The organism is Streptomyces sp. NPDC001770 (genome assembly GCF_053596135.1).
In genome coordinates, this window is record NZ_JBSFFN010000027.1 from 49,552 (window position 1) to 75,425 (window position 25,874).

Sequence of the window (25,874 nt, forward strand, 5' to 3'; positions counted from 1 at the left end):
CCCCGGCGCCGCGGCAAGCGGTGCCACGGAGGGGTCCGGACCGCGTGCGCTCCGCGCACCGGGCCCCTCCCTCCTGCTCCACCCACTCCCGTTGTGCTCGACGACCCTTGTCCGAAAGGGCCTGCCCACATGACACCCCTCTCCCGCGCACGGCTCCGCTCCGTCGCGGCCCTCTCCGTCGCGGCGACCTCCTGCACGCTGCTCTCGGCCCTCGGCGCCACTCCGGCGGCGGCGGCCACGGTGGTCTGCGGGACGAACTACTTCACGCGCACCTTCTACGCGAACACCACGTTCGCCGGTACGCCGAAGAAGACCGACTGCGACAACGCGATGGACCAGAACTGGGGCAACAACGCGCCCATATCCGGTCTGCCGAAGGACAACTTCGCCGTCCGTTACTCCGTCACCCGCGACTTCGGCGGAGGCGGCCCCTTCACCTTCGCCGCGTCGGCCAGCGACGGGGTACGGGTCTACCTGGACGGCGTCCGGAAGATCGACATCTGGAAGAACGGCTCGGCCACCGTGTCGAAGTCGGTCAACCTCACCGTCCCGTCCGGCAAGCACACCCTGCGCGTGGACTACGTGAACTGGACGGGCGCCGCGAACGTCAAGTTCACCTACTCGCCCCGCACGTCGAAGACCGTCGACAAGGTGAAGCCCCGGACCCCGACCGGGGTGAAGGCCATCCACGACACCGCGTCCGGCAAGGTCAGGGTGACCTATCCGGCGAGCGTGGAGATGGACCTCGCCGGGTACCGGATCTACCGCCGCCTGGCCGGCACCACCACGTACACCCAGGTCGCCGCGGGCGGCGCCACCAGCTACACCGGCCTCAACCCCGAGCCGGGCAAGACCTATTACTACGAGGTCCGCGCCGTCGACAAGGCCGGGAACGTCTCCACCGGCTCGGCCGACGTCCCCGTGGTGTCGCCGCTCATGACCACGCCCACCGCCCTCACCGCCACGGGCACCGACACCGGCATCGCGCTGGCCTGGAAGCCGGTGGCGGGCGCGACCCGCTATCTGCTGAACCGCAGCGGTGCCGGTACCGCCACCACCGTGTCGGTGACGGGAACCACCTTCGACGACACCACTGTCGCCCGGTCCGCGCAGTGGCAGTACCGGGTGGCCGCCGTGGACGGCGCCGGGCGCACCTCCGCCTACACCCCCGCGACCCTGACGGCCGCCTCCGCCCACCGGACCGTCGCCGCCCCGCACACCCTGACGGCGGTCCCGGCCACGAGCGCGGTCACGCTCTCCTGGCTCCGGGCGACGACGGACGGCTCGGTCGCCGGCTACCACGTCTACCGCTCCACGACCCTGCCCGTCGACACGAAGGCCGCGCCCGCCGCCGACGTCGTCGCGTCGACCATGCTGCCGGACGGCAGCCGCCGGTTCACCTGGCGGGACGACTATCCGGTGGGGAGCACCACGTACCACTACGTGGTCAAGGCGTTCGACGCGTCCGGCAAGGAGTCGGCGGCTTCGGCGAGCGTCACCACCACGACGCTGTACGAGGACCTGACGGCACCGGCCCCGGTCACCGGCCTGACCGCCGAACCGACCGACTACGGCGTCGAGCTGCACTGGAAGAACGGTGGCGAGCCCGACATCGCTCGCCAGCGGGTCCTCATCGGCGAGCTGGTCACCGACGAGGAGGAGGGCACCTCGGTCTGCTACGCGGTGGACTCCGCGTACGTGGGCCCCACCGTCACCTCGTACACCGACGTCCGGCTGCCCGACGGTGAGGAGCGCTGCTACTTCATCGACGTGCAGGACGCCTCCGGCAACAACAGCATGCGCGACCCCGAGGCCAACCCGGTCGTGATCGTCACCGAGCGGGACCTGACTCCCTCGGTCGCGACCCCGGAGGGCTCCCCGGTCACCGTCACCGCCGAGGCCGCGTCCGGCGGCGTGGAGCTCACCTGGCAGCCGGTCACGGACGCCACGGGCTACACGGTCGAGCGCTGGAACCCGGCGACCGGGGCGTACGAGCCGATCGCGGCGGCTCCCTCGCCGTACCCGGGCACCAGCGTCACCGACACGTCCGCCGCCTCGGGCACCACGCACTTCTACCGCGTGACCGCCCTCTACGCCGACGGCACCGCCTCGGTCCCCGGCACCGCCCACGTGGTGCTGGCCCCCGCCGCGTGAGCTGATCACCGGACGGTACGGACATCCCGGAGGGCCCCGCGCGGAGGATCGCGCGGGGCCCGAGGGCTTCAGGGGCCCGATCCGAGGACGTCAGGGGGTCACTCCGCGACCGCGCGGTCCGGGTCGTCCAGCGGGGTGTTCACCCGGAGCCAGCGGTAGCCGTACGGTTCCAGGCCGACGTCGATCCGGCCGCCGGCCGCCGCCTTCACTGTCCCCCCGTCGGCCAGGTCGGTGAGGAGACGGCCGCCCCGCAGGCCGGGGACCTCCACGGCCGCGGTGAGCTGCCGGCCGGAGAAGTTGTGGACGGCCAGCACCGCTCCCTCCGGCAGCGAGCTGAGGTGCGCCATCACCCCCGGATCGTCGGTGCCGAGCACCTCGCAGCGGCCCCACGCCAGTTCGGGCGCCTCGCGGTACCGCTCGATCAGGCTCCGCATCCGGGACAGCGGGGAGCCGGGATCGCGCATCTGGTCGTGCACGTTGACCCGCTTGGGCCCGAAGGCGCCCTCGACCACCGGATTGGGCAGGGGGCCGTCCTCGGACGAGGTGAAGCCGCCGCCCTTGTCCGGGGTCCACTGCATCGGGGTCCGTACCGCCTGGCGCCCGGGTGCGGCCAGGTTCTCCCCCATCCCGATCTCCTCGCCGTAGAAGAGCACGGGGGTTCCGGGCAGGCTGAGGAGCAGGCTGTAGGCCAGTTCGACGCGGCGGCGGTCGCCGTCGACCATCGGCGGCAGCCTGCGGCGCAGGCCCCGGCCGTACACCTGCATGTCCTTGTCCGGGCCGAAGGCGGCGAACACCTCGGCGCGCTCGTCCTCGTCGAGCTTGTCGAGCGTCAGCTCGTCGTGGTTGCGGACGAAGGTGGCCCAGCGCGCGTCACGGGGCGGCACCGGGCGCTCGCGGAGGGCCGCCGCCAGGGGCCCGGCATCCTCCCGGGCCATCGAGAGGTACATCCGCTGCATGCCGATGAAGTCGAAGCAGAGGGTCAGTTCATCGCCCTCCCCGGCCTGTGCGCCGCCGAAGAAGCGGGCGGTGTCGGGGTACGGCAGGTTCACCTCGCCCAGCAGGATCGCCTCACCGTTGCGGCGGCCGAGGAAGGCCCGCAGGTCGGCGAGGTACGCGTGCGGGTCGGGGAGGCCGTCCGCGTCCGCCTGCCCGTCGGTCTCCAGCAGGAAGGGCACCGCATCCACCCGGAAGCCGGACAGCCCGAGCTCGGTCCAGAAGCCCATGATCCGGGCTATCTCGTCCCGCACGGCGGGGTTGGCGACGTTGAGGTCCGGCTGCTGCTTGTAGAACCGGTGCAGGTAGTACTGCCCGGTCCCCTCGTCGTACTCCCAGACGCTCTTCTCCTCGTCGGGGAAGACGACTCCCTGCGGCCCGTCCTCCGGGGGTGTGTCGCACCAGACGTACCAGTCGCGATAGGCGGAGTCGCGGCCCGACCGGGCGTCCAGGAACCAGGGGTGGTGGTCGGAGGTGTGGTTGACCACCAGGTCGGCGATGACCCGGATGCCCCGGTCGCGGGCGGTCCGCACGAACTCGGTGAAGTCGCCGAGGGTGCCCAGCCGGGGATCGACACCGTAGAAGTCGGTGATGTCGTAGCCGTCGTCACGCTCCCGGGTCGGATAGAAGGGCATCAGCCACACGCAGGTGACGCCGAGGCGCACCAGGTGGTCGATCCGCTGGGTCAGCCCGGCGAAGTCGCCTGTCCCGTCGCCGTCGCCGTCCTGGTACGTCTCCACGTCCAGGCAGTAGACGACCGCGTTCTTCCACCACACGTCGGAGGTACGGGTCAGCCTCATCGGACACCGCCCGCCACCGCGGGTGCGGGCCGGGTGACGTCGAGGCGCGGCAGCACCTTCTCCCCGAAGGCGTCGATGAAGGCGCTCTGTTCGACGCCCACGTGGTGCAGCATGATCCGGTCGAAGCCCAGGTCGGCGTACTCCTGGAGCCAGGCGGCATGCCGGCCGAGGTCGGCGGAGACGTTGACGCTCTCGGCGACCCGCTCCGGTGTGACGTGCTCGCTGACGCTGTCGAAGAGCTCCGCCGAGTCGAGGTCCCAGCTCGCTGGCGGTCCGTGCACGTTGGTGCGCCACTGGTCGTGCGCGAGGGCGAGCGCGGTGTCGTGGTCGGGGTCCCAGCTGAGGTGGACCTGGAGGGTCAGCGGACCGTTGCCGCCCGCGGAGCGGTAGGCGTCGACGATCCGCCGCAGGGTCGTGTGCGGGGCGTTGACGGTGATCAGGCCGTCCGCCCACTCGGCGCACCGCCGCGCGGTCTCCTCGCTGCACGCGGCTCCGATCAGCGGCGGCACCGCCTCGGGGAGCGTCCACAGCCGGGCCCGGTCGACGGTCACCAGCCCCTCGTGGCTCACCTCCTCGCCGCGCAGCAGCGCCCGGACGACGTCGACGCACTCCCGCAGCCGGGCGTTGCGTACGTCCTTGCGCGGCCAGCCGCCGCCGGTGATGTGTTCGTTGGACGCCTCGCCGCTGCCCAGCGCGGCCCAGAAGCGGCCCGGGTACATCGCCGCCAGACTGCCGATCGCCTGCGCGACGATCGCGGGGTGGTAGCGCTGCCCCGGCGCGTTGACGACGCCGAACGGGATGCTCTCGGTGGCCTGGAGAGCGGCCCCCAGCCAGGACCAGGCGAAGCCCGACTCGCCCTGCCGGACGCTCCAGGGCGAGAAGTGGTCGGAGCACATGGCAGCGGTGAAACCGGCCTGCTCGGCGCGGACGACGGCGGCCAACAGGGCGCCCGGCGGCACTTGTTCGTGCGATGCGTGGAATCCGTAGACGGTCATGGGGCGCGAGTACCCGGGGACACCCGGATCATCGGCCCGGCACCCCGCCGACCGCGCTCACCGGACGCGCTCACCGGCCGTCGGCACCGGCCACGTTCACCGGCCTCGCTCACCGGACGAGGCGGTGCACCCGCGCCTCCCAGGGGGCGAGGACCAGCCGGCCGGGCCCGGTGGGTGCGGACGGGCCGTTGCCGAGGACGAGCTCGGCCCCCTCCCACTCCGGGTACCAGGGCGCGAGGCCGGCGGGCTCCACGGCGACCGTCCCCCCGGTGAAGTTGCCCAGGACCAGCAGCGTCGTACGGCCGTGGCGGCGGGTGAACGCGTAGATCCGCTCGTCCTCGGGGAGCAGCATGGTGAAGTCGCCGTGCACGACGGCGGGTTCACGACGACGCAGGGCGATGAGCCGGCAGTAGTGGTGGTAGACGGAGCCCGGGTCCGCGTACTGGGCCTCGGCGTTGACCTCGGCGTGATCGGGGTTGACCGGGAGCCAGGGGGTCCCCGTGGTGAACCCGGCGTGCGGGGACGCGTCCCACTGCATGGGGGTACGGGCGTTGTCCCGGCCCATCGCCCGCAGCCCGGGCAGTACGTCCTCGGGCCGCTCTCCCGCCTCCAGCGCCCGCGCGTAGTGGTGCAGCGACTCGATGTCCCGGAAGTCCTCGATGGTGCGGAACGGGGCGTTGGCCATGCCGAGTTCCTCGCCCTGGTAGACGTACGGGGTGCCCCGGTGCAGGTGCAGCACGGTCGCCAGCATCGTCGCGGACCGGGTGCGGTGACGGGGGCTGTCGTCGCCGAACCGGGAGACCACGCGCGGCTGGTCGTGGTTGTTCCAGTACAGGCTGTTCCAGCCGACCTCGGCGAGGCCCTCCTGCCAGCGCCCGAGGGACGCCTTCAGATCGGTCAGCCGCAGCGGGCGCGGATCGAACTTGCCGTGCCCGTGGTCGAGGCCGACGTGCTCGAACTGGAAGACCATGTCGAGTTCGGCTCGCTCCGGATCGGTGAACAGCCTCGCCTGCTCGACGGTCACCCCGGGCATCTCGCCCACGCTGAGCAGCCGTCCCGGGTAGCGGCCCATCACCTCGCGGTGCATCTCCTGGAGGTACGTGTGGATGCGCGGGCCGCAGACGTAGTGGGGTGAGCCGTCACCGAACGGGCCCTCGGCGGACGGCTCGCCGTCGGGGAGGGCCGGGTCCTTCGAGATGAGGTTGACGACGTCCATCCGGAAGCCGTCCACACCCCGGTCCAGCCACCACCGCATCATGGCGTACACCGCCTGACGCACCTCGGGGTTCTCCCAGTTGAGGTCGGGCTGTCCGGGAGCGAACAGGTGGAGGTAGTACGCCCCGCTCGCCCCGTCGTACGTCCAGGCGGGGCCCGAGAAGAACGAACCCCAGTTGTTCGGCTCCCCGCCCCCACCCTTCGCGGTGCCGCCCTCGTGGGCCGCGGGATCGCCCTCCCGCTCCTCGCGCGGCGGACGCCACCAGTACCAGTCCCGCTTGGGGCTGCCGGGGTCGCGCGACTCCTGGAACCACGGGTGGGCGTCCGAGGTGTGGTTGACCACCAGGTCCATGATCAGTCTCATGCCCCGCGCGTGTGCGGCGGCCAGCAGACGGTCGAAGGCGTCCAGGTCGCCGAAGACGGGGTCGATGTCCTGGTAGTCGCTGATGTCGTAGCCGTTGTCGGCCTGCGGCGAGGGGTACACGGGGGAGAGCCACAGCACGTCCGCTCCCAGGCCGGCGATGTGGTCCAGGCGGCGGGTGATGCCGTCCAGGTCACCGATCCCGTCGCCGTCCGAGTCCGCGAAGCTGCGGGGGTAGACCTGGTAGACGACCGACGACTTCCACCACTCCGTACCGTCGTGCGTCCCGTTCTCCGGTGCCATCGCCGCTCTCCTCCACCCGGACCCGGAAGCACGATTGCTTCCGCCGCCTCCGCTACCCCTGCCCGGCCACCGACCCCGCATCCGCACCCGCACCCGGCGGCTGCCGGGCGCGGGTGATCGCCGCTGCCGCCCCGCCCCGCGCGGGTGACGGCCGGAGGGCGGGGCCGACCGGCACTCCGGTCCACCCCGCCCTCCGGCCGTCGCCTCGAGCGGCACTCGACGCCACGCCGCCTCAGCGCTTTCCGGCGCGGCGCTTCCTCACCACCACGAGCACCAGCGCGGCGGCGGCCCCGACGAGCAGCGGGCCGCGTCGGCGGCCGACCGCCCGCTGGGCACGCCCGGCCCGCTCCGCGAACGTGTCCGGGGTCTTCTCCTCGACCCTCGCGGCGAGGGACGTGGCAGCCGCGCCGATCCGGTCCTTGGCGCGCACCGCCTTGTCCACCACCGGGGGCGGAAGCTTCTCCTGCGCGTCCCGGGCGATCCGGGCGGCCCGGTCCTTGGCCAACGCCGCCTTCTCCCGCACCTGGGCCTTGGCGTCGGCGGACTTGTCCCGCACCTGCGCCTTGGCGTCCATCGCCGTCAGCCGTGCCTGGACCTTCGCCTGCGTCGCCCTCGCCTGGGCCTGGACCTTGGCGTCCTCGGCCTTCCGCTGGACCTGTGCCTTCACGTCCGCCTTCGCCGCCAGGGCTTCGACGGTCTGGCCGAGCTGCTCGCGCGTCGCCTCCGCCTTCGCCCGCAACTCCTCGGGGGTCAGGGGTTCGTCGTGCGAGGACCGGGACTGGGGCATGTCGTTCATCGGTGCGCCTTCTCCTTGATCTCTGCCATGTCGGCCTTGACGTCGTCGATGGCCCGCTCGGGCTTGGGGGGAGTGGCCAGGGCGATCTCCTTCTTGCCCTTCATCGCCAGGGCCGCCGTGACCGCAGCCAGCACGGCGCCCACGATCAGGGCCGAAGCCCACACCGGCAGCGCGGTGGCCAGCCCGGCGATCGCGGCGGCGACCAGCGCGGCCAGCGCGAGGAACCCCACGCCGGCCGCACCACCGAACAGCCCGCCGCCCAGGCCGAGCCGCTTGCCCTTCTGCGTCATCTCCGCCTGCGCCAGGCGCATTTCGTCCCGCACCAGCTGCGACAGCTGCTGGGACGCCTGGCTCACCAGCGCTCCCACCGAGGAGTCCGCCGGGGCGCGCCGGGCGCCGTCCGGTCCGCCGGTCCTGGTGCCGTCTCCGGAACCGCGCGGCCCGGCAGGGTACTCAACCGTGCTCATGTCCGTTCACCACTTTCCCCCGCGGCGCCGGCACCCGGGAAGGAGAAACCATTCGCCGCATATCACTGGATTGTCATGAATGGGTCGCATCGCGGGTACCCCGGGCGGAACGCCGTATGCACGCGCCGGCCGTCGCGGTCGCCGTCCCCGCTCAGAGCAGTCGGCGCCACCAGAGCTTCGGAGCCCGGTGGACCAGCCAGGCGCTCGCCAGACCGAGGGCGGCACCCACGGCCACATCGCTCGGATAGTGCGCCCCGGACTGCACCCGCTCGACCGCCACCGCCGCTGCCGGTACGGCGCAGAGCGCGCCCACGACCGGGGAGACGGCGGCGACCGCGGCGGTGAACCCCACGGCGGCGGCGGTGTGGCCCGAGGGGAACGACGAGCTGTCGGGCCGGTCGTGGACGCCGTCGTGCGGGATCAGCTCGGCGGGCGGTCTCCGCCGCTCGTAGAGCTGCTTGCCCACGCCGTTGGCGAGGAGTTCCGCGAGCCCCATGGCGGCCAGTCCGGCGACCGCCGCCTTCCGCTGCCGGCCGCCGCCGACGGCGGCCATGATCCCGGCGGCGGCCCACCACAGCTTGGTGTGCTCGGCCGCCGACTCCACGGCGGGCAGCACCTCCCGCGTCACCGGTGACCGCCAGCGCGCCACCCGGTGGGTCAGCAGGCGGTCCCCCCGCCGCAGGGCCGCCATCCCGGTCAGGTGGCTCCAGTCCGTGCCGTCGTCCGCTGTCCCGTACACCGGTGCCCCGTCCTTCTCCCGCGCGTCCAGGGGCCCCGGCCGGGTCGGCCGTGGCCCGGGTCGTGGATTCAGCCGAGCCGGCGACGGTCCTCGTCGGACCACTTGGAGGTGTCGCGCGGTTCGACGTACGGCTCCTCCGTCTCCGGGAGCCCGCCGACGATGGCCCGCTCCCGGCTCAGCTCCGCGTCGAATTCGAGGCCGAGGAGAATCGCCAGGTTGGTGATCCACAACCACACCAGAAACACGATTACCCCGGCGAGGGTGCCGTACGTCTTGTTGTACGAAGCGAAGTTGGCGACGTACAGCGCGAACCCCGCCGAGGCGACCAGCCAGATCAGGAGCGCCAGGAAGCTGCCGGGGGTGATCCAGCGGAAGCCCCGGCCGCGGGCGTTGGGCGCGGCCCAGTAGAGGATCGCGATCATCAGGATGACGAGCACGGCGAGTACGGGCCACTTCGCGATCGACCACACCGTCAGCGCGGTGTCCCCGAGGCCGAGCGTCTCGCCCGCCCGGCGGGCGAGGGGGCCGGTGAAGACGACGATCAGCGCGCTGATCACCGCCATCACCATCAGGACCACGGTCAGCCCGAAGCGCAGCGGCAGCACCTTCCACACCGGGCGGCCCTCGGGCAGGTCGTAGACGGCGTTGGAGGAGCGGATGAACGCCGCGACGTAGCCGGAGGCCGACCACACCGCCAGCACCAGGCCCACGACGGCCATGACCGACCCGACGCCGCCGTTGTTCTGCAACTGCTCCACGGCGTCGGTCAGCATGTCGCGGGCCGGTCCGGGCGCGAGCTTCTTCAGGTTGTCCATGACCTTCCGGGTGGTCGACTCCCCGGCGAGGCCGAGGATCGAGACCAGCACCAGCAGGGCCGGGAAGAGCGCCAGGATGCCGTAGTAGGTCAGTCCGGCCGCCCGGTCGGTCAGCTCGTCGTCCTTGAACTCCCTGCCCGTCCGCTTCAGCACCGCCCCCCACGACCGCTTGGGCATGCCGGTCGGGCTGTCGGGGGCGTTGGCCTCCACCTCCGGGCCGGGGCCCACGTTCTCGTCCTCGGGCCCGGACCCGCGCTTCCGTGAGGAAGCCTCCGCGTCCTGGTCCCGGCCGGCGAGGTGGTGTCCCGCGAGATGGTGCCCGCCGGGTTCTTCCTGGTCATCGGGTGATTCGGGGGTCGGTGCCATGCATCACGAGTAACCCCGTCACCGGATCGGAAACGGCCCTGCCCCCCGCACCGGTGAGGCGACCGGCCATCCGGCCCAGCCCGTACCGGCGGCGGAGGCGTGGCCGGGCGGCGGACCGGCGTGGGGGCGGCGGAAAAGGATGTGCGGCAGGGAGGGACGGGCTGATACTTTCTGTTCGAGCCGTGACGCCGTACAAGGAGGTGAGACCCATGAACGCAGTAGCGATGTGGGTGCTCCCCCTGCCGTCACGGCCGGGCGATTGACGTAGGTGTCGCCGGGAGCGCCTTGACATACCAGGCACTCCCGAAGGGCAACACCCATGAACGCTCAGCAGCATCCCCACTCCCTGCGGTTCACCGCCGAGTCCTCCTCGGACGGCGTGCGCGAACGCGACTTCACCGTCGCCGGCGTCCCCGGCGTCCTCTGGTCCCCCGCCTCCGGCACGGCCGGGAACGCACCCCTGATCCTCATGGCCCATGCCGGCGGCAACGACAAGAAGCACCCGGCGATGGCGAACCGCGCCCGCCTCTTCGTGACCGGCTGCGGCTTCCATGTCGCCGTACTCGACGCGCCCAGCCACGGCGACCGGCCGCGCACGGCCCACGACGAGCAGGAGCGGGCCGCGCTGGCCGAGGCGCGGGCGGCCGGCGAACCGGTGATGCCGGTCGTCGTGCGCTACAACCAGCACCTCGCGGAGATCGCCGTACCCGAGATGCGGGCGGCCCTGGACGCGCTCCAGGAACTCCCGGAGATCGGCACCGGACCGGTCGGCTTCTTCGGCATCCGGATGGGTACGGCGTTCGGCGTGCCGCTCGTGGTCGCCGAACCCCGGATCAAGGCGGCGGTCTTCGGCCTGTACTGGTCCGAGCTCGTGCTCACCGCGGCCCAGCGGATCACCATCCCGGTCGAGTTCAGCATCCAGTGGGACGACGAGTACATCCCGCGCGAGGACGCCCTCGCGCTGTTCGACGCCTTCGCCTCCTCGGAGAAGTCCCTGCACGCCAACGCGGGCAAGCAGGGCGACCAGCCCAGGTTCGAGACCGCCGGCGCGGTGGAGTTCTTCGCCCGCCACTTCGGCCGGACGGCCGGCTCCGGGGCCTGAGCCCGGCGGCACGCGGTCGCGGCCGCCCGTCCGGTTCTCCGGGCGGGCGGCCGCGGTCGCGTCTGCCAGGGTCGGACCCATGAACTGTGTCTTCCGCGCCCTCGTCGAGGCCGGCTCGGCCCGGTGGGTCGCTCGCGGGCCGGTGGCCTCCGCCTTCGCCCCGCTCACGCCGACAGCCCCTGGTCACACCCTGGTCGTCCCGACCTCGCACTTCGCCGACCTCTTCGACACCCCGCCGGAGGTCCTCACCGAGACCATGGCGCTGGTGCGGCGGGTCGCCGGCACGATGCGGTCGGCGCTGCGGGCGGACGGGGTCAACGTCCTCGACGCCGGCGGCCCCGGTTCGGAGCAGTCCGTGCCCCACCTGCACTTCCACGTGATCCCCCGGTGGCACGACGACGGCTTCTCGACCTGGCCCACCGGCCGTTCGCGGCACCGGGTCCAGGGCGACCCGATCGCGCGGCTCGCCTCGGCCGTCGCCGGGTGACCGGCGTCCGTCACGCCTTCCGTCGCACCTTCCGGGTCAGAAGAGCGCCAGCGGACCGACCGGGATGCCGGTCGGGCCGTGGATGCGCGGGGGCGCGAGCCGGGCGCCCGCCGGCGGCCTGCGGGAACCGCACCTCACTCCGGCAGGCAGGAGCGAAACCGGCGGAGCAGCTCCAGTGCGGCAGGACTCTCCCCGTCGAAGTTCTGGGCCCGTTGCCCGGCGGGAAGATCCAGCCCCCGCATGCGGGCACCGTGGCAGCGGAAGCAGAACGCGATCTCGAAGAGCTGATCGGCGGAGTCGTACGCACGGATCCCCCAGCCCGGGAGGAAGCAGCGGTGCAGCTCACCGCCCGGCAGGCCGGCGATCAGGGACAGGACCCGCTGGGCCTGGTCGCCCTCCCAGAAGGCGGCGGTGTCGCCCGCCAGGTCCTTCGAAGTGAGGTGCCTGGCGGGATCGGTGATACGGACGACCTCGACGAACTCGGCCTTCCCCCGGGTGAGCGGCGGCATCATCCCCGGACTCTCCGATCACGGCTCTTCGATCACCCTCCGAAACAGACCCTGAGGATCAAGTCCCACCCTATCGGCGGTGGTTGCGGTGAAGATCACGGTCCGGAGCCCAGGTTCGCGAAGTGCGGGCCTGGCAGAACTCCCCACGACGCCCAAGGGCGACGGACAGCGGGGGCCGGTAGCCCGCCCGTACGCTGCTTGCGGTCGTGCTCTAATCGCCCGGTGACGAACACCGAATCAGAGCTGATACGACGCTGGTTGAACGGCTGGTCCGTGGCGCGCTCCCTGCCCGAGGCCGAGCCGGTCGGGACCGCCCGGGGCGGCGACGGCCTGCGGTCCGAGTGCGGCCAACGCAGCCGCGAGGTCGAGGTGTTCGCGCTGCGCGCCGACGAGGATCCCGAGTCCGTGGCGCGGCTGGCGGCAATGGTCGCCGTCACACAGAAGCACACCTGGCTCACGGTGCCCACACTGCGCCCGGGCGCCGTCGAAGCCGTCGTCGCCGCCGCCGGACTGGAGGTGCTCCACCGGTCCGAGTGGCTCATGACGACCGACCTGACCGCGCACCCGCAGCACGCACCCGCCGCGCCGTACGAGCGCGAGATCCACACGGAGGGCCCGGTCACGGTCGTCACCCTCCGCACTCCCTCCGGGGAGCCGGCGGCGAACGGCACCATCGCCGTGGTCGGCGCCGACGCGGTCGCCGATCGCATCGAGACGTACGCGGCACACCAGCGACGCGGCCTGGGCAGCGCCGTGATGAGCACGCTGGCGGAGGCCGCCGTGGCCCAAGGCGCCCGTACCGGTCTCCTCATCGCCAGCGAGGAAGGCCAGCGTCTCTACTCCTCCCTCGGCTGGCGCCGCGAGGCCGACGTCCTGATCGCCCGGGGGCCGGTGGCTCCCGCCAAGGGGTAGGACCACCCCACGCCGGCCCATCCACCCCTGCCGTACGGCGCTACGCACACGGCTCCGGCCGTCCTGGACAGCAGGCCGATCAGGACGCGGGGTTCTCCGAGCGGCACAACCCGGCACCGAAGGCGGCCCAGGCGACGGGCGCGACAACGATCACGGGGCCGTGGGGGCGCTTGGAGTCGCGCACGGCCACGGAGCCGGGGACGTTGCGGGCGACTTCGACGCACTCCTGCTCGGAGCTGCTGTAGCTGGACTTTATAAACCGATAGGTCACTGGTAACCGATCCCTTTGCTCAGTTCCTTGATGAACTCCCCTGTGTCGTGCGGAGACAAGCTGGCTCTACAGAGAGCGGTGAAGGCCTCCACGAATGCGGCGCTCTCCTCCGCGTCCTCAACCCAGATCTCGGAGCGGGGAGCGTCCATGTGAACCACATCCATGGCCTCGTCCTCCCTGAAAGAAAGGATGTTGAACGGGCCCGTCACGCCCATGTGGCCACCCGCTCGAAACGGAAGCACCTGAATATGGATGTGATCCATCTCGGCGAGCTCGCAAAGCCGCTCCAACTGCCTGCGCATCACCTGCGGCCCTCCAATGAGCTGACGAAGCGCCCCCTCCCAGATGACCGCGTGCATGCGCAAGGGGTCATCAGCGAAGAGTCTCTGTTGACGCCTCGCCCGGGTGGCAACGACAGCTTCCAGCCTGGCCGGGTCCTCCCAACGCATCTCAGCAACGCACATGGCCCTCGTGTACTCGGGAGTCTGAAACAACCCCGGAATGAGCGCTAGCTGCCATTGCCTGGTGCGCAGGGCGCCGTCCTCCATGGCGATGTACTCACCGTGCTTACTGGAGTGAACGGTGCCGTTCCACCAGCCCCTGACCTTGCGCCGCTCCCGGTCCAGGGCCGCAACCTCCAACTGGCGTTCGACAAAGTGCTGGTCGTCCACGCCATAGAAGTCGCACAGAGCCCGGATGTCCGGGTCCCGCATCGGAACCCATCCCCGCTCCATCTTCACGATCTTCGAGTTGGTCGCACTGATCGCCTGCGCCGCCTGCTGTTGGGTCTTCCCTGCGGCATCTCGCAAGCGGAGTAGCTCACTACCGAGCCTACGTCCCAGCACAGTTGATGTCCGGTTGCCAAGTTGAGGTGCTCGATTCACGGGCCCAGTGTCTCGTTCTGCCGCCTGGGCGTCGACTACGTCACCCATTGGAGACAATTGTCTCCGTTTCACTTGTGTCGAAGTTCGAGGCATCGCTACTTTCAGTACTCCACCGCTCGCTCAGCGAGGCCACCGGCGGAAGTGCACCGTCCTGCCCTGCGCCGGAGACGTACCGGCCCCAGGCCCCGGCACGGCATCGCCACCGCCCGTTTCCACGGAGGTACGTGTCCATGACGCCCGCCCAGGAGATCCCCGCCCCCGACCCCGTTCTCCGTGAGGACGTGGTCAGTTACACACCCACGGCCGGCAGCGTCAGGCTCAGTCGGCGCCGGGCCGCGCGGCTCGTCGCGGAGTGGGGGCACGACGACCTGGCTGACGACGTGGCGCTGTTGGTCAGCGAGTTGACCACCAACGCGGTGCTGCACGGCGGAGTACAGGGCCGCCTCTTCCGGGTTCGCCTCCTGCTCACCGCGACCACCCTGCGGATCGAGGTCAGCGACGCGCGGACGGAACGGCTGCCGGATACCCGCAAGCCCGTGGACACCGACTGTTTCGGGCGGGGGCTGCTGATCGTGGCGAACCTCGCCGACACGTGGGGCATCGAGCGCCGTACGGTCGGCAAGACGGTTTTCGCCGAGGTGTCCCTCGCAGGAAGGACCGGGCCCCTCTTCCTCCCGTAGATCCGTGCGCCGCCGGGCCGCTCCGCCTCCCGCACCCGGAAACGGAAAGCGGGCCCGCACGCTGCTGCGCGCGGGCCCACCCCTCGTACACGTACCGGCCGTCAGGCCCAGGTGATCAAGCGCTTCGGCTGCTCCAGGATCGCGGCGACGTCCGCCAGGAACCTGGACCCCAGCTCGCCGTCGATCAGGCGGTGATCGAACGACAGCGCCAGCGTGGTGACCTGACGGGGCTTCACCTTGCCCTTGTGGACCCACGGCTGGAGCTTGATCGAGCCGACCGCGAGGATCGCGGACTCGCCCGGGTTGAGGATGGGCGTGCCGGTGTCGACGCCGAAGACACCGACATTGGTGATGGTGAGCGTGCCGCCCGCCATCGCCGCCGGGGAGGTCTTGCCCTCACGGGCGGTTACGACCAACTCGCCTAGGGCGGACGCGAGTTCGGGCAGGGTCTTGTCCTGCGCGTCCTTGATGTTCGGCACGATCAGTCCGCGCGGGGTGGCGGCGGCGATGCCCAGGTTCACGTAGTGCTTCTGGACGATCTCCTGATTCGCCTCGTCCCAGGCCGCGTTGACGCCCGGGTTCCGCTTGACCGCGACGAGCAGGGCCTTCGCGATGAGGAGCAGCGGGTTGACCCGGACCCCGGCGAGGTCCTTGTCCTCCTTCAGCTCCGCGACGAGCTTCATCGTGCGGGTGATGTCGACCGTGACGAACTCGGTGACGTGCGGCGCGGTGAAGGCGCTGGTGACCATCGCCTGCGCGATGGCCTTCCGTACCCCCTTGACCGGGATACGGGTCTCCCGCGCACCCGGTACCGGGGCGACCGGCTGCGGTGCCGACGCCGGGGCGGTCTCGTACGGCGCGCTCTCGTCGAGCGACTCCGCCACCGCGGCCTGGACGGCGGCCGTGCCGTTGACCGACACGGGGGCCGGGGCGGTGGCCGCGGGGGCCGGAGCGGCTGCGGCGTGCACGTCGTCGCGGGTGATGACACCGTCCGGGCCGGTCGGGGTGACCGCCGCCAGGTCGATGCCGAGGTCCTTCGCGAGCTTGCGGACCGGGGGCTTGGCGAGCGGACGGCTCTTCGCCACCGCCTGCGCGGCACCGGTGCCCTGGCCGTTCAGCTCACCCTGGACCGCCTGGACCGCGGCAGCCGCCGGCTGCTGGGCACCCTTGCGGGGGCGGCGCTTGGTGGAGCTCTCGGAGACGCCGTAACCGACCAGTACGGACTGGCGGCCCTTGGGCGCCTCCTCCGCGGCCGGGGCAGGCGCGGCTGCGGGCTCCGCCGGAGCGGTCACCGCCTCCTGGGCGGGCGCGTCGGCGGGCGAACCGGGCGCCACGTCCACCGCGATGATCACCTGGCCCACGTCGACCGTGGTGCCCTCGGGGAAGCGCAGCTCGTGCACCACCCCGTCGAACGGGATCGGCAGCTCCACGGCGGCCTTCGCGGTCTCGACCTCGCAGACGACCTGGCCGTCCGTGACGGTGTCGCCGGGCTGGACGAACCACTTGAGGATCTCCGCCTCGGTGAGTCCCTCGCCCACGTCGGGCATCTTGAACTCACGGAAACGGACCGATGTGTCGGTCATCGTCACGACCCCTCTCCTCAGTACGCCAGCGAGCGGTCGACGGCGTCGAGCACCCGGTCGAGACCCGGCAGGTACTCGTCCTCCAGCCGGGCCGGCGGGTACGGCACGTGGTAGCCGCCGACGCGCAGGACCGGTGCTTCGAGATGGTAGAAACTGCGCTCGGTGATCCGGGCGGCGATCTCCGCGCCGGAGCCGTAGAAGACCGGGGCCTCGTGCACGACGACCAGCCGGCCGGTCTTCTCGACCGAGGTCTGGATGGCGTCGAAGTCGATCGGGGACATCGACCGCAGGTCCAGGACCTCGACCGACTTGCCCTCCTCGGCGGCCGCCGAGGCGGCCTCCAGGCAGACCTTCACCATCGGCCCGTACGCGACGAGCGTGAGGTCGCTGCCCTCGCGGACCGTGACGGCGCGGTGGAGCGGGACCGGGATGGCCTCGGTGTCGACCTCGCCCTTGTCCCAGTAACGCCGCTTCGGCTCGAAGAAGATGATCGGATCGTCGCTCTGGAGAGCCTGCTGCATCATCCAGTAGGCGTCGTGCGCGTTCGACGGCGAGACGACCTTCAGACCGGAGACGTGCGCGAACAGCGCTTCGGGCGACTCGCTGTGGTGCTCGACCGCGCCGATGCCGCCGCCGTAGGGGATGCGGATCACGACGGGCAGCTTGATCGTGCCGAGCGAACGGGCGCGCATCTTCGCGAGCTGCGTGACGATCTGGTCGTACGCGGGGAACACGAAGCCGTCGAACTGGATCTCGACGACGGGGCGGTAGCCGCGCAGGGCCAGGCCGATCGCCGTACCGACGATGCCGGACTCGGCGAGCGGGGTGTCGATCACCCGTCCCTCGCCGAAGTCCTTCTGGAGCCCGTCGGTGATCCGGAAGACGCCGCCGAGCTTGCCGACGTCCTCACCCATGATCAGGACCTTGGGGTCGGTGTCGAGGGCATGGCGCAGCGACTCGTTGAGCGCCTTCGCGATGGACATCTTTTCCGCGGCCATGGTCAGTTCCCCTCCTCGACGAACGATGCCTGGTAGGCGATGAACTCGGCCCGCTCCTCGTCGACGAGCGAGGAGCCGTCGGCGTAGACGTGGTCGAACATCGCCATGGAACCGGGGTCCGGCATGGCGCGGACGGCCTCACGCACGCCCTTGCCGAGGGCCTCGCTCTCCGCCTCCAGGGCGGTGAAGAAGGCCTCGTCCGCGAACTTCTCCTTCTCCATGTACGTGCGCAGCCGCAGGATCGGGTCCTTCGCCTCCCACGCGGCGCGCTCCTCGTCGGCCCGGTACTTCGTCGGGTCGTCGGAGGTGGTGTGCGCGCCCATGCGGTAGGTGAACGCCTCCACGAGGGTGGGGCCCTCACCACTGCGGGCCCGCTCCAGCGAAGCCTTGGTGACCGCGAGGCAGGCGAGCACGTCGTTGCCGTCGACCCGGACGCCGGGGAAGCCGTAGCCCTGGGCGCGCTGGTAGAGCGGCACGCGGGTCTGGCGCGCGGTGGGCTCGGAGATCGCCCACTGGTTGTTCTGGCAGAAGAACACGACGGGGGCGTTGTAGACCGCGGCGTAGGTGAACGCCTCGGCCACGTCGCCCTGGCTGGTGGCGCCGTCACCGAAGTACGCGACCACGGCGGAGTCACCGCCGTCCTTGGCGACACCCATGGCATAGCCGGTGGCGTGCAGGGTCTGCGAGCCGATGACCAGCGTGTACAGGTGGAAGTTGTTGGTGGCCGGGTCCCAGCCGCCGTGGTTCACACCGCGGAACAGGCCGAGCAGGTTCGTCGGGTCCACGCCCCGGCACCAGGCGACGCCGTGCTCGCGGTAGGTGGGGAAGACGTAGTCGTCGTCGCGCAGCGCCCGGCCGGAGCCGATCTGCGCGGCCTCCTGGCCCAGCAGCGAGGCCCACAGGCCCAGCTCGCCCTGGCGCTGGAGGGCGGTCGCCTCGGAGTCGAAACGACGGGTCAGCACCATGTCCCGGTACAGCCCGCGCAGCTCCTCGGGGGAGATGTCGATGCTGTAGTCCGGGTGCTCCACCCGCTCGCCCTCGGGCGTCAGGAGCTGTACGAGCTGAGGCTCGGAACTCTGCGGTGCCTTCGCGGCGCTGGTGCGCCTGCTGCTACTGCGTCGCGGCTTACGCGCGGCAGTGCTCTCCACGGTCACGTGCGTGCTCCTCCGTCGGTCCGGACCCCGGGGTCTGCCGGGATACCAGTGCGGCTCGCCTGTGTCCGGACCCGTGCACGGGGTGGGTGCCGCTCGGCCGGGAACAGGCGTGACAGGTGCCCCGGCGAGCGCCCTGTCACAGGCACGTTACCCAGTGGGCCGCATATACGCGAAACCCTCTCTGACCTGCGATTTTGCTTGGATTTCCAAGTAAATCGCGAAAAACCCGAACTCTCGCTGGTCACAGCACTGGTAACAGCCTCGCAGGCGGCCGGAACAACGGCACGTTATCCCGGGGGACCCGCGCAGGGAAGGGCGGAGCGGAGCGGAGTGTGTGAGACTGCGAATGTGTCCGAAGACGGAAAAATCACCGTATTTCTACTCGACGACCACGAGGTAGTCCGTCGGGGCGTCCACGACCTGCTCGCGGTGGAGGACGACATCGAGGTCGTCGGCGAGGCCGGTACCGCCGCCGACGCCCTGGTCCGCATCCCCGCCACCCGCCCGGACGTGGCCGTGCTGGACGTGCGCCTGCCGGACGGCAGCGGGGTGGAGGTGTGCCGGGAGATCCGCTCCCGGAACGAGAACATCAAGTGCCTGATGCTGACCTCGTACGCCGACGACGAGGCTCTGTTCGACGCGATCATGGCCGGCGCCTCGGGGTACGTACTGAAGGCGATCCGCGGCAACGAGCTGCTCAGCGCGGTACGCGACGTGGCGGCCGGCAAGTCGCTGCTGGACCCCGCGGCCACCGCCCGCGTGCTGGCCCGGCTCCGCGACGGCAAGGACGGCAAGGGCGACGACAGACTCGCCAACCTCACCGAGCAGGAGCGCAAGATTCTCGACCTGATCGGCGAGGGGCTCACCAACCGGGTCATCGGCGAGCGCCTGCACCTCGCGGAGAAGACGATCAAGAACTACGTCTCCAGCCTCCTGTCGAAGCTCGGCATGGAGCGCCGCTCGCAGGCCGCCGCGTACGTCGCCCGGATCCAGGCCGAGGGCGAGCGCTGAGGGACCGGACCGGGGACCTTGGTCCCGGTGCGCCCGGGGCCCCGGACCCTTACGGACGGGCCGGGCGGCATCGGACAGTGGAGGAATGTCTCCAGAGGAATCGCAGGCCATCGAGTTGCTGCACCGGGTCCCTTACGGCCGGCTGGCGACCAGCAGGCGTGCGCTCCCGCTGCTGGCCCCCGCCCGCCACATCGTCCACGACGGGCTCCTCGTGCTGCGCATGCACGGCGGACTCGGCCACCACGAGGCCTGCGACGGCAGCGTCGTCGCCTACGGGGCCGACAACCTGAACACCGCCGCCCCGGGCGACCGGGACCTGTGGGCCGTGCAGTTCACCGGCACCGCCGAGCTCCTCGAACCCTCCCGCGCCCAGCGCGCCCGCTTCGGCGCCCTGCCCGCCGAAGTCAACGGCGAGGCCTTCGTTCCGGTCTACCTCCGGCTGCGTCCGCAGTTCGCCTCAGTGCACACTCTGGGCTGGAATTCAAGTCCGCATCCGGGGCACGTGGGGTGATCTACCATCTGGTAAGTGCCGCGCTCATATGTAACCCACCCTCCCCAGCCTCCGGTCGGCGAGGTCATGCGCCGCTATCCCGCGGTCGGTGAACCGCTCGCCTGCGAGCCGATCACCAAGGGACTTCTCAACCACGGATACCGCGTCTCCACCACGCGCGGCGCGTACTTCCTCAAGCACCACCTCGACAAGCAGCACCTCGACGACGCCACCGGCGAACGCTCCCTCATCGCCCGCCAGCACCGGGCCACCATGCGCCTCCAGTCGATCGGCGTCCCCGTCGCACCGCCGCTGGCCGACACCGACGGCGAGACCGTCACCGTCATCGACGGCCACTGCTTCGCCCTGCACCCCTGGGTCGACGGCCGCCACCGCATCGGCGCCCAGCTGACACCCGCCCAGTCCCAGCGTCTCGGGGCGCTCCTCGGAGCCGTACACACCGGTCTCGAACAGGTCATGGGCCCCGGCAGCGGTACGCCCACCACGCGCCGCGGACACGGCAGCCCGGACCCGGCCGACACCTTCGCCCTCATCGACGAACTGCTCGACGCCGCCCGGGGCGTGCGCCCCCGCGACACCCCGCTGGACGCCTTCGACGAGCTCGCCGTACACCGCCTCGTCGAGCGCCGGGCCCTGCTGGAACGCCACGCCCACCGCCGCCCGCCCACCCCCGTGGGCCCCGCCCACGGCTGGGTGCACGGCGACTTCCACCCGCTGAACCTGCTCTACCGGGGCAGCGACCCCGTCGCGATCGTGGACTGGGACCGGCTCGGCGTCCAGCCCCGAGCCGAGGAGGCGGTACGCGCCGCGGCGATCTTCTTCGTCCAGCCGGCCGGAAAGCTGGAACTCGACAAGGTCAAGGCGTACGCCCGCGCCTACCGCGAGGCAGCCCAAGTCGGCTCGGCGGAACTCGCCGCCGCGGTCCACCGGGTCTGGTGGGAGCGGCTCAACGACTTCTGGATACTGCGCTGGCGCTACGCCCTGGGAGACCGAAGGGCCGACCCGCAGTTCCCTGCGGTGTCGGCCCTGGTGGTGTGGTGGACCCGGGAGTACGAGGCGGTGAACGAGGCGTTCACGGGCTGAGCGCCCCGCACCGGACGGGCGGGGCGCTCGACGGTTGTCCCGGGGTCAGTTGGCGCTGCCGACGGTGGCGGAGGTGCCCGCCGTGTCGGTCGAGCCGGTGGGGTCGGCAGTCGCGCCGCCCCCGATGATGCCGCCCAGCGAGCTGTCGTCCTCGCCGTCGTCCGTCGGGTCCGTGGTCGGCTCCGTGGACGTGTCGCCCGTCGGCTCCCCGGCTCCCCCGCCGTTCGACGTGGCGGGCGCCTCCGTGGTCTGGGTCGGCTTCGGGGTGTACGACGGCTGCGTGTTCGTCGGCGTCGGCGTCCAGGTCGGGTCCTCGGACCACTGCGACTGCCCGCCCGAGGAGTCCTCGGGTGCCTGCGACTCCTTGGTCGGCTCGTCGCTCGGCTCGGCCGACGTCTCGTCCGGGGACGGCGAGGACGACGTGGTCGGCTCGACCCGGCCCTTGTCGGTGTCGCCACCGCCCGCCGCGTTGACGGCGATCGCGACCCCGACACCGATCGCGACCAGCGCCAGCACCACGAAGAGCCACATCTTGCTCTTGCCGCCGCCGTTGCCCTGGCCGCCGTTGTAACCGCCGTAGCCGCCGTCGTCCGGGTTCATCGGAGGCAGGATCGGCCCCTGCGAGGTGTCCCCGTGCGACCCGTAGCCGCCGGCTCCCATCACCTGGGTGGAACCGGCGAAACCCTGCGCCGGAGTGTGGCCGCCGTCGTACCCGGCGACCGGCCCGGTGTTCCACGTACCGGTGTGGCCGCCCTGCACCTGGAGCATCTGCAGGCCGTACTGGACCAGCCCGCGCATCTCCTCCGCGCTCTGGAACCGGTCGTCCGGCTCCTTCGCGAGCGAGCGCATCACCAGACCGTCCAGCTCCGGCGGCACCCCGTCCGAGACCTCGGACGGCGGGACCGGGATGTCCTGGACGTGCTGGTACACCACGGAGAGCGGCGTCTCACCGGTGAACGGGGGCCGCAGCGCCAGCAGTTCGTACAGCAGGCAGCCGGTCGCGTACAGGTCGGAGCGGTGGTCGACGGCCTTGCCGAGCGCCTGCTCCGGGGAGAGGTACTGCGGGGTGCCCATGACCATGCCGGTCTGCGTCATCGTCGACTGCGCGCCGTGCAGCGCGCGGGCGATGCCGAAGTCCATGACCTTGACCGCGCCGGAGTTCGTGATGATGACGTTCGCGGGCTTGATGTCCCGGTGCACGATGCCGTGCTGGTGCGAGTAGGCCAGCGCCTCCAGCACACCGGAGACGATGATGAGCGCCTGCTCGGGCGGCGGCGCCTCCGCGCTGATCAGCAGGTCGCGGATGGTGCGGCCCTCGACCAGCTCCATCACGATGTAGGGGACGGTCTGACCGCCCACGACGTCCTCGCCGGAGTCGTACACGGCGACGATCGCGTGGTGGTTGAGCCCGGCCACCGACTGTGCCTCGCGGGTGAACCGCGCCTTGGACACCGGGTCCTCGGCGAGATCGGAGCGGAGCAGTTTCACCGCGACGGTACGTCCCAGACGGACGTCCTCCGCGGCGTAGACCTCCGCCATTCCGCCCCTGCCGAGGCGGTGGGTCATCCGGTAACGGCCGTCCCCGACGACGCCGCCGACGCCCCAGGAGTCGGTGCCATCCGAGACTCCGCCGCCGTTTGCTTCGGAATCGGGTGCCATCAGTCCTCGCCGTCGTATCTGTCCGCGCGTCCGCGGGTCCTCACGGTGCCTGGTTCCTGCGTCAGCCGCATGGACGGCTGTACTGCCACGCCACGCTACAGCCTCCACCGCGCCCCTCGGTCCGGTGCGAAACCGGTCATCCGATCGGCGGGCGTGGCGCACGCGCACATTCTGGGTGGTTCCTGTAACGCTTCCGAGACGGTTCGTGTGGTCAGGGTCACGGAACCGGCACCTGGCTTGACGTGTCCCACCCCTCGGGCAGACTTGGCACGTACTACGGATCTTCGCGGATTCCGGGGGCCCGGCGCCCCCTGTTCACCGAAGATTCGGTTCGCCGAAGCCTCGGTCGCCGAAGCTCCGGAACAGATTTCCGCGATTGCCGCGACATCGGGGTGACGCGCCACCGGCGCGCCGAGGGGGAGCACGTCATGAGCCAGGACGGTTCGCAGGGCCGCTATGCGGGCGGAGCCGTCGCCGGCGGCCGGTACCAGCTCCGTGATCTGCTCGGCGAAGGCGGCATGGCCTCCGTCTACCTCGCCTACGACGCGGCGCTCGACCGCCAGGTGGCGATCAAGACGCTGCACACCGAGCTCGGACGCGAGCAGTCGTTCCGCGAACGGTTCCGCCGCGAGGCCCAGGCCGTCGCGAAGCTCCAGCACACCAACATCGTCTCCGTCTTCGACACCGGCGAGGACGAACTCGGCGGCGCCCTGATGCCGTACATCGTCATGGAGTACGTGGAGGGCCTGCCGCTCGGTTCGGTGCTGCGCCAGGACATGGCCGCCCAGGGCGCGATGCCCGCCGACAAGGCCCTCAAGGTGACCGCCGACGTGCTGGCCGCCCTGGAGACCAGCCACGAGATGGGGCTCGTCCACCGCGACATCAAGCCCGGCAACGTCATGGTCACCAAGCGCGGCGTCGTCAAGGTCATGGACTTCGGCATCGCCCGCGCCATGCAGTCCGGCGTCACCTCGATGACCCAGACCGGCATGGTCGTCGGCACACCCCAGTACCTCTCCCCCGAGCAGGCCCTCGGCCGCGGTGTGGACGCCCGCTCCGACCTCTACTCGGTCGGCATCATGCTCTTCCAGCTGCTCACCGGGCGCCTCCCCTTCGACGCGGAGTCGCCGCTCGCCATCGCGTACGCGCACGTGCAGGAACAGCCGCCCGTCCCGTCCACGATCAACCGGGCGGTCACCCCCGCGGTGGACGCGCTCGTCGCCCGCGCGCTCCGGAAGAACCCGAACGAACGCTTCCCCAGCGCCGCCGCGATGCGCGACGAGATCTTCCGGGTGCTGAACGCCTCGGGCCAGGCCGCCGCCCCGGTGATCGTCGCCGGCGGTCCCACCAACAGCGGGTCGGGCGTCGGCGCGACGGTCTTCCCGCCGGTCGACCAGCAGGCCGCGCCGGGCCCGTACGGCGTCCAGACCCCGTACCCGGCGCACCAGCAGCAGCCCGGCCCGTACGGAGCGCCGACCCCGGCGCCGAGCTACGGCTACCCGCAGGCCGCTCCTCCGGCGTACCAGCAGACCCCGCCGCCGTACGCGGTGGCGCAGACCTCCCCGGCCGCCGGACAGATGGCACACGGCGGCACGGGCACCGGGGGTACGGGCATCGGGGGCGGGGACGGCAGGTCCCGGCGGAACCCGGTGGTCATGGGCTCGGTCGCCGTCGCCGGCATCGTCGTCCTCGGCGTGGTGGCGACGCTCCTGCTCAGCGGTGGCGACGGCGAGGACCCGACGCCCGGCCCCACCGACGCCTCGGGCAGCAGCGCTCCGGTGGTCGCCGGGGAGCACAAGGGCCCCGAGCGCAACCGCACCATGGACACCCAGGACTGCACGGACCCGAACACGGACGTCCGCGACACCGAGAAGGTCGCCGCGCCGGACTTCGTCTACAAGGACCTGCTCTCCGCGAAGGCCTGCGCCGACGCCGCCGGGTGGACCCTCAAGGTGATCGAGGAGCCCGGCAACACCTACGCCGAGGACCAGGTCGTCAAGCAGTTCCCGACCGCCGGTACGGCCATCGACCCGGTCAACGCCCACATCGAGCTGAGCGTCTCCACGGGCGACCCGTCCTGAGTCGGGCCCCCTCGGGAACGCCCGCTCCGAGCTCCCTCGGCCGGGCCTGGCCCGCCGTTCACGCCTCGACCGGATCGGCCGTTCATACGTGGACCGGATCGGCCGTTCGGTGGGAGGCGGGTCCGCCGTCACCGTGGCGGATGACATCCCTCCATCCGGGATGCCGGGAATGTGCGGGCGTGTGACGCTGAACCCATGGCTCCAGGTCCTCCTCCCCCGCGGTCTCCGTGGACGTCGAGGTCGGTCGTCTCCCTCCTGCTCGCCATGACCGCCGCGCTGGGCCCGGCAGCCTGCGCAGCCGCGTCCCCGTCTCCCCGTACGAGCGCCGCAGCGCCCTCGGGCACCGCCTCCCCGGCGGCGGGCCCCGCCTTCTCCACCTTCTCCGGCGCTCCGGGGACACACCTCCCCCACCGGTCGCCTCCCCCGCCGACCGCGTCGCCGTCGTCGTTCTCCCCGTCTCCGCCCGGTGCCTCAGCGCCCAGGGCGTCCGCCGGCACCCCCGCTCCGGCAGGACAGGCCGCTCCCACGCTCCCGGCCACCACTCCGCCCGTCGCCCCGCCGCCCCTCACCCCGTCCCTCACTCCGCCTCTCGACCCGTCCGCCACGCCGTTCGCCACGCCCTCTCCACGTGAGCAGCCGTTCGCCGGGCGGCCCGCAGGCGAGGGCCGGGTCCGCCCCGGCCGGTCACTGTCGCCCCAGGAGCTCGCCGAGGCCATCGCCGCCCTGGAGGACGAGGAGACCCCGGCCACCCCGTCCGCCCCCGCCTCCGCCGCGCCGCCCTTCCCGTCCTCGGAGCCCGTACCGGCCACGCGCCCGCACGCGCTGGGTGCCCGCGCGACCGAAGGGCTCCGCAGCCTCTCCCTGGGCAGCGGAATCGCCCTGGTCGGCATCGGCCTGGCCTTCCTCGGAGCCCGGATGCGCCGCGCGGACTGAGCGGCGCCCGCG

The 25,874-nt window shown here is 71.6% G+C and carries 24 protein-coding genes; 10 read left to right on the forward strand and 14 right to left on the reverse strand.

Translation table 11 applies throughout. The features are described 5' to 3' along the window. Window positions 1-129 precede the first annotated feature (129 nt). The gene (locus tag ACWCSV_RS23035; protein WP_451145067.1) at window positions 130-2,154 is read left to right on the forward strand and encodes a PA14 domain-containing protein; all 2,025 of its coding nucleotides are present in this window, start codon (window positions 130-132) and stop codon (window positions 2,152-2,154) included. A gap of 98 nt (window positions 2,155-2,252) precedes the next feature. On the opposite strand, the gene ACWCSV_RS23040 is transcribed toward ACWCSV_RS23035, so the two are convergent. From ACWCSV_RS23040 to ACWCSV_RS23070, 7 genes are all read right to left on the reverse strand, one after another. Continuing rightward, window positions 2,253-3,947, reverse strand: coding sequence for an alpha-amylase family protein (locus tag ACWCSV_RS23040; RefSeq protein ID WP_451145068.1), 1,695 nt, complete (start codon window positions 3,945-3,947; stop codon window positions 2,253-2,255). Further along, window positions 3,944-4,942, reverse strand: a complete 999-nt coding sequence (locus ACWCSV_RS23045) for a TIGR03885 family FMN-dependent LLM class oxidoreductase (protein WP_451145070.1) — start codon at window positions 4,940-4,942, stop codon at window positions 3,944-3,946. The genes ACWCSV_RS23040 and ACWCSV_RS23045 overlap by 4 nt, the downstream gene beginning before the upstream one ends. A gap of 109 nt (window positions 4,943-5,051) precedes the next feature. After that, the gene (locus ACWCSV_RS23050; protein WP_451145072.1) at window positions 5,052-6,821 is read right to left on the reverse strand and encodes a glycoside hydrolase family 13 protein; all 1,770 of its coding nucleotides are present in this window, start codon (window positions 6,819-6,821) and stop codon (window positions 5,052-5,054) included. A 232-nt stretch (window positions 6,822-7,053) separates the two neighbouring features. After that, window positions 7,054-7,617, reverse strand: a complete 564-nt coding sequence (locus ACWCSV_RS23055; protein ID WP_451145074.1) for a DUF3618 domain-containing protein — start codon at window positions 7,615-7,617, stop codon at window positions 7,054-7,056. Continuing rightward, window positions 7,614-8,084 (reverse strand): phage holin family protein, encoded by a 471-nt coding sequence (locus ACWCSV_RS23060; RefSeq protein WP_451145076.1) that lies wholly within the window; start codon window positions 8,082-8,084, stop codon window positions 7,614-7,616. The genes ACWCSV_RS23055 and ACWCSV_RS23060 overlap by 4 nt, the downstream gene beginning before the upstream one ends. 151 nt (window positions 8,085-8,235) lie before the next feature. Further along, window positions 8,236-8,823 carry a phosphatase PAP2 family protein gene (locus tag ACWCSV_RS23065; protein WP_451145078.1) on the reverse strand — a complete coding sequence of 196 codons (588 nt, stop codon included), beginning with the start codon at window positions 8,821-8,823 and terminating at the stop codon, window positions 8,236-8,238. A gap of 68 nt (window positions 8,824-8,891) precedes the next feature. Then, a complete protein-coding gene (locus ACWCSV_RS23070; RefSeq protein WP_451145080.1) occupies window positions 8,892-10,004 on the reverse strand; it encodes a YihY/virulence factor BrkB family protein in 1,113 nt (370 codons plus the stop codon). Window positions 10,005-10,323: 319 nt separating this feature from the next. On the opposite strand from ACWCSV_RS23070, the gene ACWCSV_RS23075 reads away from it, so the two are divergent. Continuing rightward, a complete protein-coding gene (locus tag ACWCSV_RS23075) occupies window positions 10,324-11,106 on the forward strand; it encodes a dienelactone hydrolase family protein (RefSeq protein ID WP_451145082.1) in 783 nt (260 codons plus the stop codon). A 79-nt stretch (window positions 11,107-11,185) separates the two neighbouring features. Next, window positions 11,186-11,593, forward strand: a complete 408-nt coding sequence (locus tag ACWCSV_RS23080; protein WP_451145084.1) for an HIT family protein — start codon at window positions 11,186-11,188, stop codon at window positions 11,591-11,593. Window positions 11,594-11,727: 134 nt separating this feature from the next. On the opposite strand, the gene ACWCSV_RS23085 is transcribed toward ACWCSV_RS23080, so the two are convergent. Then, window positions 11,728-12,105, reverse strand: a complete 378-nt coding sequence (locus tag ACWCSV_RS23085; protein WP_451145086.1) for a hypothetical protein — start codon at window positions 12,103-12,105, stop codon at window positions 11,728-11,730. A gap of 219 nt (window positions 12,106-12,324) precedes the next feature. On the opposite strand from ACWCSV_RS23085, the gene ACWCSV_RS23090 reads away from it, so the two are divergent. Then, a complete protein-coding gene (locus ACWCSV_RS23090; RefSeq protein ID WP_451145088.1) occupies window positions 12,325-13,014 on the forward strand; it encodes a GNAT family N-acetyltransferase in 690 nt (229 codons plus the stop codon). A gap of 79 nt (window positions 13,015-13,093) precedes the next feature. On the opposite strand, the gene ACWCSV_RS23095 is transcribed toward ACWCSV_RS23090, so the two are convergent. Together ACWCSV_RS23095 and ACWCSV_RS23100 are read right to left on the reverse strand one after the other, a co-directional pair. Then, the gene (locus ACWCSV_RS23095; RefSeq protein ID WP_451145090.1) at window positions 13,094-13,285 is read right to left on the reverse strand and encodes a DUF397 domain-containing protein; all 192 of its coding nucleotides are present in this window, start codon (window positions 13,283-13,285) and stop codon (window positions 13,094-13,096) included. Further along, window positions 13,282-14,217 carry a DUF5753 domain-containing protein gene (locus ACWCSV_RS23100; RefSeq protein ID WP_451145092.1) on the reverse strand — a complete coding sequence of 312 codons (936 nt, stop codon included), beginning with the start codon at window positions 14,215-14,217 and terminating at the stop codon, window positions 13,282-13,284. The genes ACWCSV_RS23095 and ACWCSV_RS23100 overlap by 4 nt, the downstream gene beginning before the upstream one ends. A 182-nt stretch (window positions 14,218-14,399) precedes the next feature. Here ACWCSV_RS23100 and ACWCSV_RS23105 point away from each other — a divergent pair, with 182 nt between their 5' ends. Then, window positions 14,400-14,849 carry an ATP-binding protein gene (locus tag ACWCSV_RS23105; protein ID WP_451145094.1) on the forward strand — a complete coding sequence of 150 codons (450 nt, stop codon included), beginning with the start codon at window positions 14,400-14,402 and terminating at the stop codon, window positions 14,847-14,849. A 101-nt stretch (window positions 14,850-14,950) separates the two neighbouring features. Here the strand turns inward: ACWCSV_RS23105 and ACWCSV_RS23110 are convergent, their stop codons facing one another. From ACWCSV_RS23110 to pdhA, 3 genes are read right to left on the reverse strand one after another with little or no spacing between them, the layout of a single operon-like run. Next, on the reverse strand, window positions 14,951-16,432 hold the full coding sequence (locus ACWCSV_RS23110) for a dihydrolipoamide acetyltransferase family protein (RefSeq protein ID WP_451145174.1): 1,482 nt from the start codon (window positions 16,430-16,432) through the stop codon (window positions 14,951-14,953). 17 nt (window positions 16,433-16,449) lie between these two features. Continuing rightward, window positions 16,450-17,430 carry an alpha-ketoacid dehydrogenase subunit beta gene (locus tag ACWCSV_RS23115; protein WP_451145096.1) on the reverse strand — a complete coding sequence of 327 codons (981 nt, stop codon included), beginning with the start codon at window positions 17,428-17,430 and terminating at the stop codon, window positions 16,450-16,452. Between the two features lie 2 nt (window positions 17,431-17,432). After that, window positions 17,433-18,584 (reverse strand): pyruvate dehydrogenase (acetyl-transferring) E1 component subunit alpha, encoded by a 1,152-nt coding sequence (pdhA, locus tag ACWCSV_RS23120; RefSeq protein WP_451145098.1) that lies wholly within the window; start codon window positions 18,582-18,584, stop codon window positions 17,433-17,435. Window positions 18,585-18,932: 348 nt separating this feature from the next. Here pdhA and ACWCSV_RS23125 point away from each other — a divergent pair, with 348 nt between their 5' ends. The 3 genes from ACWCSV_RS23125 (at window position 18,933) to ACWCSV_RS23135 (ending at window position 21,189) form a co-directional block, all read left to right on the forward strand. After that, window positions 18,933-19,595 carry a response regulator gene (locus tag ACWCSV_RS23125; protein WP_451145100.1) on the forward strand — a complete coding sequence of 221 codons (663 nt, stop codon included), beginning with the start codon at window positions 18,933-18,935 and terminating at the stop codon, window positions 19,593-19,595. Between the two features lie 85 nt (window positions 19,596-19,680). Further along, window positions 19,681-20,106, forward strand: a complete 426-nt coding sequence (locus ACWCSV_RS23130) for a pyridoxamine 5'-phosphate oxidase family protein (protein WP_451145102.1) — start codon at window positions 19,681-19,683, stop codon at window positions 20,104-20,106. 66 nt (window positions 20,107-20,172) lie between these two features. Further along, complete coding sequence (locus ACWCSV_RS23135) at window positions 20,173-21,189, forward strand: phosphotransferase (protein ID WP_451145176.1); 1,017 nt, start codon at window positions 20,173-20,175, stop codon at window positions 21,187-21,189. 45 nt (window positions 21,190-21,234) lie between these two features. Here ACWCSV_RS23135 and ACWCSV_RS23140 read toward each other — a convergent pair whose 3' ends face one another. Next, the gene (locus ACWCSV_RS23140) at window positions 21,235-22,848 is read right to left on the reverse strand and encodes a protein kinase domain-containing protein (protein WP_451145104.1); all 1,614 of its coding nucleotides are present in this window, start codon (window positions 22,846-22,848) and stop codon (window positions 21,235-21,237) included. Window positions 22,849-23,276: 428 nt separating this feature from the next. On the opposite strand from ACWCSV_RS23140, the gene ACWCSV_RS23145 reads away from it, so the two are divergent. Both ACWCSV_RS23145 and ACWCSV_RS23150 read left to right on the forward strand, forming a co-directional pair. Further along, window positions 23,277-24,929, forward strand: a complete 1,653-nt coding sequence (locus ACWCSV_RS23145; RefSeq protein WP_451145106.1) for a protein kinase domain-containing protein — start codon at window positions 23,277-23,279, stop codon at window positions 24,927-24,929. 264 nt (window positions 24,930-25,193) lie between these two features. After that, window positions 25,194-25,862 (forward strand): hypothetical protein, encoded by a 669-nt coding sequence (locus ACWCSV_RS23150; RefSeq protein WP_451145108.1) that lies wholly within the window; start codon window positions 25,194-25,196, stop codon window positions 25,860-25,862. The last annotated feature ends 12 nt before the right edge of the window (window positions 25,863-25,874 follow it).

What these genes read in the sequence shown, in the direction of transcription:
- ACWCSV_RS23140 (WP_451145104.1), bottom strand. Translation starts at nt 22,848, where the DNA reads ATGGCACCCGATTCCGAAGCAAACGGCGGCGGAGTCTCGGATGGCACC.
- ACWCSV_RS23110 (WP_451145174.1), bottom strand. Translation starts at nt 16,432, where the DNA reads ATGACCGACACATCGGTCCGTTTCCGTGAGTTCAAGATGCCCGACGTG.
- ACWCSV_RS23050 (WP_451145072.1), bottom strand. Translation starts at nt 6,821, where the DNA reads ATGGCACCGGAGAACGGGACGCACGACGGTACGGAGTGGTGGAAGTCG.
- ACWCSV_RS23105 (WP_451145094.1), top strand. Translation starts at nt 14,400, where the DNA reads ATGACGCCCGCCCAGGAGATCCCCGCCCCCGACCCCGTTCTCCGTGAG.
- ACWCSV_RS23035 (WP_451145067.1), top strand. Translation starts at nt 130, where the DNA reads ATGACACCCCTCTCCCGCGCACGGCTCCGCTCCGTCGCGGCCCTCTCC.
- ACWCSV_RS23060 (WP_451145076.1), bottom strand. Translation starts at nt 8,084, where the DNA reads ATGAGCACGGTTGAGTACCCTGCCGGGCCGCGCGGTTCCGGAGACGGC.
- ACWCSV_RS23045 (WP_451145070.1), bottom strand. Translation starts at nt 4,942, where the DNA reads ATGACCGTCTACGGATTCCACGCATCGCACGAACAAGTGCCGCCGGGC.
- ACWCSV_RS23075 (WP_451145082.1), top strand. Translation starts at nt 10,324, where the DNA reads ATGAACGCTCAGCAGCATCCCCACTCCCTGCGGTTCACCGCCGAGTCC.
- ACWCSV_RS23040 (WP_451145068.1), bottom strand. Translation starts at nt 3,947, where the DNA reads ATGAGGCTGACCCGTACCTCCGACGTGTGGTGGAAGAACGCGGTCGTC.
- ACWCSV_RS23080 (WP_451145084.1), top strand. Translation starts at nt 11,186, where the DNA reads ATGAACTGTGTCTTCCGCGCCCTCGTCGAGGCCGGCTCGGCCCGGTGG.
- ACWCSV_RS23070 (WP_451145080.1), bottom strand. Translation starts at nt 10,004, where the DNA reads ATGGCACCGACCCCCGAATCACCCGATGACCAGGAAGAACCCGGCGGG.
- ACWCSV_RS23115 (WP_451145096.1), bottom strand. Translation starts at nt 17,430, where the DNA reads ATGGCCGCGGAAAAGATGTCCATCGCGAAGGCGCTCAACGAGTCGCTG.
- ACWCSV_RS23085 (WP_451145086.1), bottom strand. Translation starts at nt 12,105, where the DNA reads ATGATGCCGCCGCTCACCCGGGGGAAGGCCGAGTTCGTCGAGGTCGTC.
- ACWCSV_RS23130 (WP_451145102.1), top strand. Translation starts at nt 19,681, where the DNA reads ATGTCTCCAGAGGAATCGCAGGCCATCGAGTTGCTGCACCGGGTCCCT.
- ACWCSV_RS23055 (WP_451145074.1), bottom strand. Translation starts at nt 7,617, where the DNA reads ATGAACGACATGCCCCAGTCCCGGTCCTCGCACGACGAACCCCTGACC.
- ACWCSV_RS23135 (WP_451145176.1), top strand. Translation starts at nt 20,173, where the DNA reads ATGCGCCGCTATCCCGCGGTCGGTGAACCGCTCGCCTGCGAGCCGATC.
- ACWCSV_RS23145 (WP_451145106.1), top strand. Translation starts at nt 23,277, where the DNA reads ATGAGCCAGGACGGTTCGCAGGGCCGCTATGCGGGCGGAGCCGTCGCC.
- ACWCSV_RS23100 (WP_451145092.1), bottom strand. Translation starts at nt 14,217, where the DNA reads ATGGGTGACGTAGTCGACGCCCAGGCGGCAGAACGAGACACTGGGCCC.
- ACWCSV_RS23150 (WP_451145108.1), top strand. Translation starts at nt 25,194, where the DNA reads ATGACCGCCGCGCTGGGCCCGGCAGCCTGCGCAGCCGCGTCCCCGTCT.